The 9925-nt window shown below is 66.8% G+C and carries 11 protein-coding genes; 8 read left to right on the forward strand and 3 right to left on the reverse strand.

Features of this window, described 5'->3' with window-relative positions; genetic code table 11:
- Positions 1–679: multiheme c-type cytochrome (locus C665_RS16040; RefSeq protein WP_004322529.1), on the reverse strand; the 679-nt coding region annotated here is incomplete at its 3' end.
- A gap of 4 nt (positions 680–683) precedes the next feature.
- Positions 684–2432 (reverse strand): arylsulfatase, encoded by a 1749-nt coding sequence (locus C665_RS16045; RefSeq protein ID WP_004322533.1) that lies wholly within the window; start codon positions 2430–2432, stop codon positions 684–686.
- 286 nt (positions 2433–2718) lie between these two features.
- On the opposite strand from C665_RS16045, the gene C665_RS21175 reads away from it, so the two are divergent.
- From C665_RS21175 to C665_RS16055, 3 genes are read left to right on the forward strand one after another with little or no spacing between them, the layout of a single operon-like run.
- Positions 2719–2868 (forward strand): type I restriction-modification system subunit M N-terminal domain-containing protein, encoded by a 150-nt coding sequence (locus C665_RS21175; RefSeq protein WP_004322535.1) that lies wholly within the window; start codon positions 2719–2721, stop codon positions 2866–2868.
- Positions 2869–2927: 59 nt separating this feature from the next.
- Positions 2928–3740, forward strand: coding sequence for an HsdM family class I SAM-dependent methyltransferase (locus tag C665_RS16050; RefSeq protein WP_004322538.1), 813 nt, complete (start codon positions 2928–2930; stop codon positions 3738–3740).
- Positions 3737–3904 (forward strand): virulence RhuM family protein, encoded by a 168-nt coding sequence (locus tag C665_RS16055; protein ID WP_004322541.1) that lies wholly within the window; start codon positions 3737–3739, stop codon positions 3902–3904. The genes C665_RS16050 and C665_RS16055 overlap by 4 nt, the downstream gene beginning before the upstream one ends.
- A 138-nt stretch (positions 3905–4042) precedes the next feature.
- On the opposite strand, the gene C665_RS16060 is transcribed toward C665_RS16055, so the two are convergent.
- Complete coding sequence (locus tag C665_RS16060; RefSeq protein WP_040829454.1) at positions 4043–4813, reverse strand: TOBE domain-containing protein; 771 nt, start codon at positions 4811–4813, stop codon at positions 4043–4045.
- A gap of 71 nt (positions 4814–4884) precedes the next feature.
- Between C665_RS16060 and modA the strand changes: the two genes are divergently transcribed.
- The 5 genes from modA (at position 4885) to C665_RS16085 (ending at position 9752) form a co-directional block, all read left to right on the forward strand.
- Entirely contained in the window at positions 4885–5631 is a 747-nt protein-coding gene (modA, locus tag C665_RS16065; RefSeq protein WP_040829457.1) for a molybdate ABC transporter substrate-binding protein, read from the forward strand.
- A gap of 8 nt (positions 5632–5639) precedes the next feature.
- Entirely contained in the window at positions 5640–6320 is a 681-nt protein-coding gene (modB, locus tag C665_RS16070; RefSeq protein WP_004322545.1) for a molybdate ABC transporter permease subunit, read from the forward strand.
- Complete coding sequence (modC, locus tag C665_RS16075; RefSeq protein ID WP_004322546.1) at positions 6320–7402, forward strand: molybdenum ABC transporter ATP-binding protein; 1083 nt, start codon at positions 6320–6322, stop codon at positions 7400–7402. Before modB ends, modC begins: the two co-directional genes overlap by 1 nt.
- Positions 7403–7521: 119 nt before the next feature.
- A complete protein-coding gene (locus C665_RS16080) occupies positions 7522–8844 on the forward strand; it encodes an ISL3 family transposase (protein ID WP_004300719.1) in 1323 nt (440 codons plus the stop codon).
- A gap of 143 nt (positions 8845–8987) precedes the next feature.
- Positions 8988–9752: an enoyl-CoA hydratase-related protein gene (locus tag C665_RS16085; RefSeq protein ID WP_004322547.1), complete on the forward strand. Its 765-nt coding sequence runs from the start codon at positions 8988–8990 to the stop codon at positions 9750–9752.
- The last annotated feature ends 173 nt before the right edge of the window (positions 9753–9925 follow it).

Genomic DNA, 9925 nt, shown 5'->3' on the forward strand with positions numbered 1-9925 from the left:
CGCGCTCGCCCGCGGCGGCGCGCCTGCGTGCGCTCTCGGCGTGCGCGCGGCCGGCGCCGTGGCAGGCCTGGCAGCCCACGTTCGCCTCGGCCCAGGTGGTGGCGTAGCGGTCGTGCTCGTCGTCGTAGCCCTTGCGGTAGGCGGTGGTGTGGCACTCGCCGCACATCAGGTTCCAGTTCTGGTAGCGCCCGCTCCAGTGCAGGTTGTCGCCCGGGGCGACCGGGCCGTCGGCGTGCAGCGAGAACCAGGCCTTGCGCGTGGTATCCCAGGCGATCGTGAAGGCCTGCAGGCGTCCGCCCTGCTGCGGCAGCAGCACCTGCTGCAGCGGCCGGATGCCGAAGACGTGGCTGACCGCGAGCGCCTGCGTGCGGCCGTCGGGCCCTTGCGCGGCGACCATGAAGTCGCCGCCGCGGCGGTAGAAGCGCGCCGCCGCCGCACCCTCGCCGAAGTGGACTTCGCCGGAGCCGGCCTCGCCGAAGTCGCCGAGCACGGTCTGCGCCGTCGCCGGCTGCATCGCATGGCGGTGCTTCGATTCGGCCCAGGCGTCCGCCTGGTCGGGGTGGCAGGCGAGGCAGTCGCGGTCGGCGACGTGGTCGGGCCGCGCCCCCGCTTGCGGGGCGGCCGCGAACGCGGCCGGCGCCATCAGGATGCAGGCGAGGAGCAGGGCGGGCAGGCGCATGCGCTCAGGGCTTGGCCGTGCGCGGGACGAGGGTGGCCTCGTACTTCAGGTCCTCGTAGTACTTCGCGCCGTTGCTGTAGCCGGGGCGGTTGGCGAGGTTGGGGATCTCCAGCGTGCCGGTCTCGCGCACGTAGTCGCGCCAGGCCACCAGCATCTCGCCCAGCTTCTGCGGGTTGGCGGCGGCGAGGTTGCGGCTCTCGCTGCGGTCCTGCGCGACGTTGAAGAGCTCCCAGTCGCCGGTGCCCCAGGGCTGGTTCGCCGACACGATCTTCCAGTCGCCCTTGCGCAGCGCCTTGCGCCCGCCCAGCTCCCAGCCGATCGCCTTGTCCGCGCCATGCACGGCCTGCCCGCGCCCCTGCAGCAGCGGCAGCATCGAGGCGCCGCGCAGCGGCAGCACGGGCCTGCCCTGGTACTCGGTGCCGGGGTGCTTCGCGCCGGCGAGCTCGAACAGCGTGGGCGCGATGTCGGTCACGTGGGCCATCGCCGACTCGAGCTTGCCGCCCTTGACGCCCGGGCCCCAGGCGATCGCCGGCACGGCGATGCCGCCCTCGTACATGAAGGACTTGAACATGCGGAACGGCGTCGAACCCACCTGCGCCCAGCCCGGCCCGTACTCGGCGTAGGAGCCGGACTTGCCGATGTGCGCGATGCTGTTGTCCATGTCCTTGTGGATCCACTCGCGGGTGCGCGCCACGTCGTACACCGAGTTGCCGTCGGCGCCGTTGTCGGACAGGAAGAAGATGAAGGTGTTGTCGAGCTGCCCGGTCTTCTTCAGGTAGTCGAGCATGCGGCCGATGTTCTGGTCCATGTTGTCGACCATCGCGGCGTACACCGCCATGCGCCTGGCCTCGGATTCCTTCTCTGCCGCGCTCAGGCTGTCCCACTTCGGCCACAGCGGGTGGCCTTCGAACACCGGCGTGTCGGCGGCCACCAGGCCGAGCTTCTTCATGCGCTCGAGGCGCTCGCGGCGCAGCTTGTCGTAGCCGTCCTTGTAGCGCTGCTCGTACCTGGCGATGTCGGCGTCGTGCGCGTGCAGCGGCCAGTGCGGCGCGGTGAAGGCGAGGTAGGCGAAGAAGGGCTTGCCCGAACCCTTGCCGGCGTCGATGTACTCGATCAGCCGCGAGGTGAAGAAGTCGGACGAGAAGAAGTCCTTCGGCAGCGTCGTCTCCTTGCCGTTCTCACGGTAGATGGCCTTCGGCGGCTTGGCCGGATCGGCGGCGACGATGCCCGCGCCGTCGCTCCAGTGGCTGGAGCCGCCATGCACCAGCGCATACGACTGGTCGAAGCCGCGCGCGGCCGGGCTGTACTGCTCGGGCACGCCGAGGTGCCACTTGCCGGTCATCAGCGTGCGATAGCCGGCATCGCGCAGCACCTGCGCCATCGGCACCACGCGCTCGTTGAGGTAGCCCTCGTAGCCCGGCTTGCCGCGCTGCTCGGGCAGCATCAGCTCGGCCATGTCGCCGAAGCCGGCGAGGTGGTTGTCGGTGCCGGACATCAGCATCGCGCGCGTCGGCGAGCAGAACGGCGAGGCGTAGAACTGGGTCATCTTGACCCCGGTGTCGGCCAGGGTGTCGAGGTTGGGAGTGGCGATTTCGCTGCCGTAGCTGCCGAGGTCGGTGTAGCCGAGGTCGTCGGCCATGATCAGCAGGATGTTGGGGCGGTCGTGCTGGACCGGCGAGGCGGCGTGGCCGGCCTGGACGCCGATGGCGAGCGTTGCCACCGGGATCAGCAGGGTCGCGAGCGCTGCTTTCATTGTCTGTCTCCTGGAATAAACCCGGCTTCTGGCCGGTTTCATGAATTTAATTCAATTCTCGAGAAAAGCTGCGCGATCTGAAAATGTTCCGCAGGGTGGAACGTCGGACCAAGACTGGACGGCAGTTCTGCCGCCCGCCGGATGTCCGGCCCGGTGTCCCGTGCGAGGCAGTCGAGCGTGGGCCGGCCAATCGTCCTGCCCATAATCGCAGGCGATCCCCGCCCGACGACCCCGACCCCATGACCAGCAAGCCCTCTCCACCCTCATCGGGTCGGTCGCCGACCTCTTGCGCGGCGACTTCAAGCAGTCCGAATACGGCCGCGTGATCCTGCCCTTCACCGTGCTGCGCCGGCTCGACTGCGTGCTGGCGCCGACCAAGGCCGCGGTGCTCGCCGAACACCGCGACAAGGAGCAGGCCGGGCTGCTCTTGCTCTAACTGGTGGTGGAAAAGTTCGCCCACATCGAGCTCCCCCCAGGCGCGTCGACAACGTGCACATGGGCCTGGTCTTCGAGGAGCTGATCCGCAAGTTTGCCGAGATCTCCAACGAGACCGCCGGCGAGCACTTCACCCCGCGCGAGCTCATCCGCCTGATGGTGAGCCTGCTCTTCATCGAGGACGACGAGGCGCTGTCCAAGCCCGGCATCGTGCGCACCATCTACGACCCCACCGCCGGCACCGGCGGCATGCTGTCGGTGACGGGCGAGCACCTGCACGAGATCAAGCCCGGCGCGCGCCTCACCATGTTCGGCCAGGAGCTCAACCCCGAGTCCTACGCCATCTGCAAGGCCGACATGCTGATCAAGGGCCAGGACGTGCGCAACATCGTGCTCGGCAACACGCTGTCCGAGACCCACATCGGCGAGATCACCCGCCTGCTCGGCGAATTCCTCGAAGCCGAGCAGGCGGTGGTGAGCGACGCCCAGGGCAAGGAGCTCGCGCGCGTGACCCTCTTCCCCGAGGTGCGCTGCCCGGCCGCGCCCGCGGGCGGCAAGGTCAAGCGTGTGCCCATCGCCCGCGTCTTCCGCAACCAGGACTTCGGCTACCGCACGATCACCATCGAGCGCCCGCTGCGCGACGCCGAGAACGTGCCGCTGTTCGAGGACGTGCAGGCCTGGTTCGAGCGCGAGGTGTTGTCCCACGCCCCCGACGCCTGGATCGACCACGACAAGACCCGGATCGGCTATGAGATCCCCTTGAACCGCCACTTCTACGTTTTCGAGCCGCCGCGGCCGCTGGCGGAGATCGACGCCGACCTGAAGCGCTCGATGGACCGGATCAAGCAGATGATCGAGGGGCTGGCGGGATGAGCGAACTCGTCATCTACCGCGGCGATGCCGGCACGGTCGAGGTCAGGCTGGAAGGCGATACCGTCTGGCTGCGCCAGGAGCAGTTGAGCCAGTTGTTCGGCCGGGACCGGACGGTGATCCGGCGGCACCTGCGCAACGTCTTCGCGGAAGGCGAACTCGATTGAGTCAAGGCTCCGTTGCAGCGGGAGGGTGTCTCAGTTCGGCCAGGAGCTGTCTCAGCTCGAACGGCTTAGCCACGCTTTCCGAGGACCGGTGTTGCACTGACTGCTGCCACTGGTTCGTTGGCAGTTCACGTGTATGGGTTAGCCCGCCAGTGCGATGACGACGGCAGAGTCATCGACCTGCGCCACGCAATCTTGACCGACCTTGAGTCCTCCGTCGTCGCCTGCGAACCCCACCATCGACAAGCCACAGCTCAGCTGCAAGCTCACCTCTGCCGCTCCGGCATCCCCGGAGACGCGAACCACGCGACCGCGCAGCACGTTGTTGGCATGGGTCGCAGCCTCCACCTCAAATATCTTGACCGCCGTCGCCTTGCACAAGGCGAGCACCGCCATGCCTTTTCTGAGGTCCAGCAGTTGCGCGCTTTCCTGGGTGATGCGCGATGCAAGCCGCGTTCCGTCCGAGAGCGCGAGTTCGACCCTGACTGCAGCGCCTGCTGTGCTCACATCGGCAACGACACAGGGCAGTTGGTTGCGCATGCTCGTTCGCAGCCCGAGCGCGGCCAGGCCAAGCGCGGGAGGATTGCTGCCCTGCTCTTGATCGAGCTGAGTCAGGACTGCGTGGCGGGCTGCCGTGAGCAGATCGAAGGCGCGTAGCAGCCGATGCCCTGCCGCCGTCAGTTGTGCGCCGCCGCCGCCGCTGCCGCCCACCGCCTTCTCCACCAGCGGCGTCCCGGCGAGGTTGCCGAGGGTCTCGATGGCCTGCCAGGCCGCCTTGTAGCTGATGCCGGCGCCGCGCGCCGCTTCGGAGATGGATCCAACCGACCCGATGCGACGCAGCACATCGATACGCTTGTCCGTGGCGTCATGCCCGAGGGCGGCGTCAAACTGAAGAGAAGGTGAAGGGTTCATGCGCGGATTGTCCCCTCACCAGAAAAGCTTGGCTATACTCGCTATTCCTTTTGTGAATAGCGAGTATAGCCATGAAACCAGTTGCTGCCGTCCTGATGGCGGGTCTGTTCCTGAGCGCGCCCCTGCAAGCCGCTGAGCTCAGCGTGGCCGTCGCCGCAAACTTTACCGCGCCGATGCAGAAGATTGCCGCAGCCTTCGAGAAGGAGACGGGGCACAAGCTTGCGCTGTCCTTCGGCTCGACGGGCAAGTTCTACGCGCAGATCAAGAATGGAGCTCCGTTCGAGGTCCTGTTCGCCGCCGATGACGAGACGCCTGCGCGTCTGGAACGGGAAGGCGAAGGCGTGGCGGGCACCCGCTTCACTTACGCCATCGGCAAGCTCGTGCTGTGGAGCAAGCAGCCGGGCCTGGTCGACGACAAGGGCGAAGTCTTGCGCACGGGCTCGTTCGAACGCATCGCACTGGCCGACCCCAAGCTAGCCCCCTATGGTGCGGCGGCGATGCAGACCTTGACGCAGCTTGGCCTGGCCGATGCGCTCAGCAGCAAGTTCGTGCAGGGCGAGAACATCGGCCAGACCTATCAGTTCGTCGCCACCCAGAACGCGCCGCTGGGTTTCGTCGCGCTGTCGCAGGTGTATGCCGAAGGCCGCCTGACCGAGGGCTCGGCCTGGATGGTGCCTGAAACGCTCTACGAACCGATCCGCCAGGATGCGCTGATCCTGGCCAAGGGCAAGGACAACACGGCGGCAGCCGAGTTGATGCGCTATCTGCAGGGCGATGCGGCGAAGGCGGTCATTCGTTCCTACGGCTACGGGCTCTGAGCCTCACCATGTTGGACCACCACGCCTGGCAGGCTGTCTGGCTGACGCTGGAACTGGCGACACTGACGACCGTGCTGCTGTTGCTCGTCGCGACACCGCTGGCGTGGTGGCTGTCACAGACACGCTCGCGCTGGCGGGCACCGATCAGCGCGGTGGTGACCTTGCCGCTTGTGCTTCCGCCGACGGTGCTGGGCTTCTATTTGCTGGTGTTGATGGGGCCGCAGGGGCCGTTGGGGCAGCTGACCCTGGCCTTGGGTTGGGGTACGTTGTCCTTCACCTTCACCGGCCTCCTGATCGGTTCGATCATCTTCTCGCTGCCCTTCGCCGTGCAGCCGATTCAACACGCCTTCGAGTCCATCGGTGCCCGGCCGCTTGAGGCTGCCGCCACCCTGCGCGCGAGCCCGCTCGACGCTTTCTTCAGCGTGGCGCTGCCGCTCGCACGGCCCGGTCTGCTCACCGCCGCCATCCTCAGCTTTGCGCACACCGTTGGCGAGTTCGGGGTGGTGTTGATGATCGGCGGCAACATCCCGGGCAAGACACGCGTGGTCTCGACTCAGATCTATGGTCATGTCGAAGCGATGGAGTACGCGCAGGCTCACTGGCTGGCGGGCGGCATGGTGGCCTTTTCTTTCGTGGTCCTGCTGTGCCTGTCGTTGCTCAAGCGCAACGGCGCGAGCGTGATGCGTTGATGGCTGATATCAACCAGATCCGCCTGAAGCTGCCGCGCGCGCAGTTCGATGTCGATGTCGATCTTCACCTTCCTGGCAAAGGCATCACGGTGCTGTTTGGGGCGTCGGGGTCGGGCAAGACCAGCATCTTGCGCTGTGTAGCCGGGCTCGAGCGTGCTGTGTCGGGCTTCGTCAGGATCGGCGACGCGGTGTGGCAGGACGACGAGCGGGGCCTATTCGTTCCCACCTGGCGCCGCCTCCTCGGATACGTCTTCCAGGAGGCCAGCCTGTTCGAGCATCTGGATGTGCAGCGCAACCTCGAGTATGGGCTGCGTCGCACGGCCACATCGGCGGACCGCAACACGCTAGATGAGGCGGTCGATCTGCTGGGTATTCGCGCGCTGCTCAAGCGTCGTCCGCAGGCACTGTCGGGCGGCGAGCGTCAACGCGTGGCCATCGCACGCGCCCTGGTTACCGAGCCGCGACTGCTGCTGCTCGATGAACCCCTCGCCTCCCTGGATCTTCACCGCCGGCGCGAGATCATGCCTTGGCTCGAACGCCTGCGTGACCAGCTCGCGATACCGATGCTCTACGTCACGCATTCGATGGATGAACTGAGCCGACTGGCCGACGAGGTCGTGGTGCTCGACAAGGGGCAGGCCGTCGCCGCCGGCCCCATCAGCGAAGTGCTTGCTCAGGGCGACTTGCCTGCCCTGGCAGACGAGGAGGCAGGCACGGTCATCCAAGGCGTCGTCCAGGAGTGCAATTCGCGCTGGCACCTCGCGCGTGTTCAGCTATCGGCGGGCTGCGTGCTGGTGCGTGACATCGGCCTGGTGCCCGGCAACCGGGTTCGCCTGCGCATCCTTGCACGGGATGTGAGCCTGACGCTCGATCAGCCGACGCGCAGCAGCATCCAGAACCATCTCCCCGGCGTGGTCGACGCCGTCTTGGCCGACAGCCATCCGGCGCAGGCACTCGTGCGGGTTCGCTGCAGCGGGGACACCCTGATTTCGCGCGTGACCTGGAAATCGGTTGAGGAGCTTCAGATTCAGCCGGGGTTGGCGATGTGGGCTCAGGTTAAATCGGTCGCGGTCATCGCCTGAGTGGGGCAGCTTCATGGCGTAGAGCGGGGCTCTATGCCGTTTCCAGTGGGAATTGACTTCTCAACAAACATGATGATCGGTGGTACAACCGCCCGACACTGACGCTGACCTCGCACCGCATGAACACCCAGATTGAAGCCCTCTTCACCACCGCGCTCGGCCTGCAGCCGCCCTGGCACGTCGCCAAGGTCGAGCTCAACACAGCCAAGCGCCGGATCGACTTCGAGGTCGAGCACACCGGCGGTCGTGCGACGTGTCCGGCGTGTGGGGTCGAGCACCAGCTGATCCACGACCGCGTGCGGCGCAGCTGGCGTCACCTGGACTTCTTTCAGTTCGAAGCGTGGCTGCATGCCGAGATCCCGCGCGTGCAGTGCAAGGGCTGCGGCAAGACCACGCAGTTGCCGGTGCCGTGGGCGCGTGAGGGGAGCGGCTTTACCCTGCTGTTCGAGGCGCTGAGCCTGTCGCTGTGCCGGGAGATGCCGGTGCGTCAGGCAGCCAACCAGTTGCGGGTCGCTCCGAAGCGCCTGTGGCGTCGAGTGCGCCATTACGTCGAGGTGGCCCGTGCCAAGGACGACATGTCGGGCGTGCGCTACGTCGGGATCGACGAGACCAGCGTCAAGCGCGGGCACGAGTACATCACCGTGGTGCATGACCTCGAGGCCAAGCGCTTGCTGTTCGCCACACCAGGGCGAGATCACGCGACGTTGCAGGCCTTTGCCCAGGACATGCGTGCGCACGGTGGCGATCCGCTGGCCATCGAGCATGCCTGTATCGACATGAGCGCGGCCTACGCCAAGGGGATCGGCCAGTCGCTGCCCAATGCCCGGATCAGCTACGACCGTTTTCATGTCGTGGCGCTGGCCAACGCGGCGATGGACGAGGTGCGTCGCGAAGAGATGCGCAGCTCGGCGGCAGCGGTGCGCGAAGCGGTCGGCGCGCAGAGCAAGAAGACGCTGCGACAGCTGCTGTGGGGCATGCGCAAGAACCCGGTGGGCTGGACCCATGCCCAGTTCGAGGCGATGCACTGGCTGCAACGCTCGAATCTGAAGAGCGCGCGCGCCTGGCGCCTGAAGCAGGCACTGCGGCTGGTCTATCGCGATGCAGCCGCGAGCAACAACGAAGAGATCGCGCAAGGGGCCATGAGCAAATGGCTGAGCTGGGCGCGCCGCAGCCGCCTGGAGCCCTTCAAGCGGCTGGCGCTCACCCTGAAGGAGCACCTCGGCGGCGTCGTGCGCGGCATGCTCGACGGACGCAGCAACGCCTACGTCGAAGCGATGAACGGCCTGCTCCAGCAGACCAAGACTGCCGCTCGCGGCTTCCGCAACATCGAGAACTTCATTGCTATGGCCTACCTGCGCATGTCCAAGCTCAAGCATCTACCGCAGAACCCCCTGGTGCCGGCCGTCGCCCGCGACTACGGGCGCTACCGTCATGTTTGTTGAGAAGTCAATTCCCACTGGAAACGGCATAGAGCCTAGAGCGGTCGCAGGGTTGTCATGTCGGGATGCGGCAGCTCTGGGTCGACTGCAGTCATTCCAAGCGGACAACGAAATTCTTGAATCTGCATACAGCGGAGACAACGACAATGACCTCGGTTGCCGTCGAATGCGCTGATGGCGTCGGCCATCTTGAGCTGAATCGCGCCGATGCGCTGAATGCGCTGGACCTGCAGTTCTGCAAGGAAATCGACGATGCGCTCCTGGCCTTGGACGCGCGCGAAGACGTGCGGGCGATCCTCATCTCCACGTCGCTGAAGCACTTCTGTGCCGGGGCGGACATCCGGGAGATGCTGGACATGAGCGCCGAACAGGCCAGGGCGATGGGGTTTGTTGGCTGCGTTTCCGCGCCACCCCGGCTCCGGAAGCCCTTGATCGTTGCCGTGAGGGGACTGGCGGCGGGTGGCGGGTGCGAGCTGGTGGAGATGTGCGACATCGTCGTCGCCGCCGCTTCGGCGCGCTTCTGCCACCCCGAGATCACGCTGGCCGCCATGCCGGGCGCGGGCGGTACGCAGCGGCTGGCGCGGGTCGTGGGCAAGCATGTCGCGATGGATCTGCTGCTCACCGGGCGCGCGCTGAGCGCGGACGAGGCGCTTGTCGCCGGCCTGGTGTCGCGCGTGGTTCCGGATGAGGCGCTCGAAGCCGCTGCCATGTCGGTCGCCCGGCTGGTGGCGTCGTACTCGAGCCCGGTCGCCTGCAGGATCAAGGCCGCGGTCAATGGGGCGCAGGTGGGGCTCGATGCCGGCCTTGCCCTGGAGCGCGAGCTGTTCCACGCGTGTTTCTCCGAGCATGACTTTCGCGAGGGGCTTGCCGCGTTCACCGAAAAGCGGAAGCCGAGATTCGAGCATCGTTGAGGGCTTGAATGCCGGCCGCCGCAGCCGGGTGACGTGGCGGAGGTGCGGCAGATCGATCATCGCAGCAAGAATCCACCGCCGGCGCCCCCCGCCCGCGCAGGTAAAATGCGCTTTTGCCCGCCCGCCCCCGATGCCCGCCTCCCCCCCGGCCCCGCGCCGCCCCGAACTGCTCG

Source organism: Thauera aminoaromatica S2, from assembly GCF_000310185.1.
Classification (GTDB): domain Bacteria; phylum Pseudomonadota; class Gammaproteobacteria; order Burkholderiales; family Rhodocyclaceae; genus Thauera; species Thauera aminoaromatica.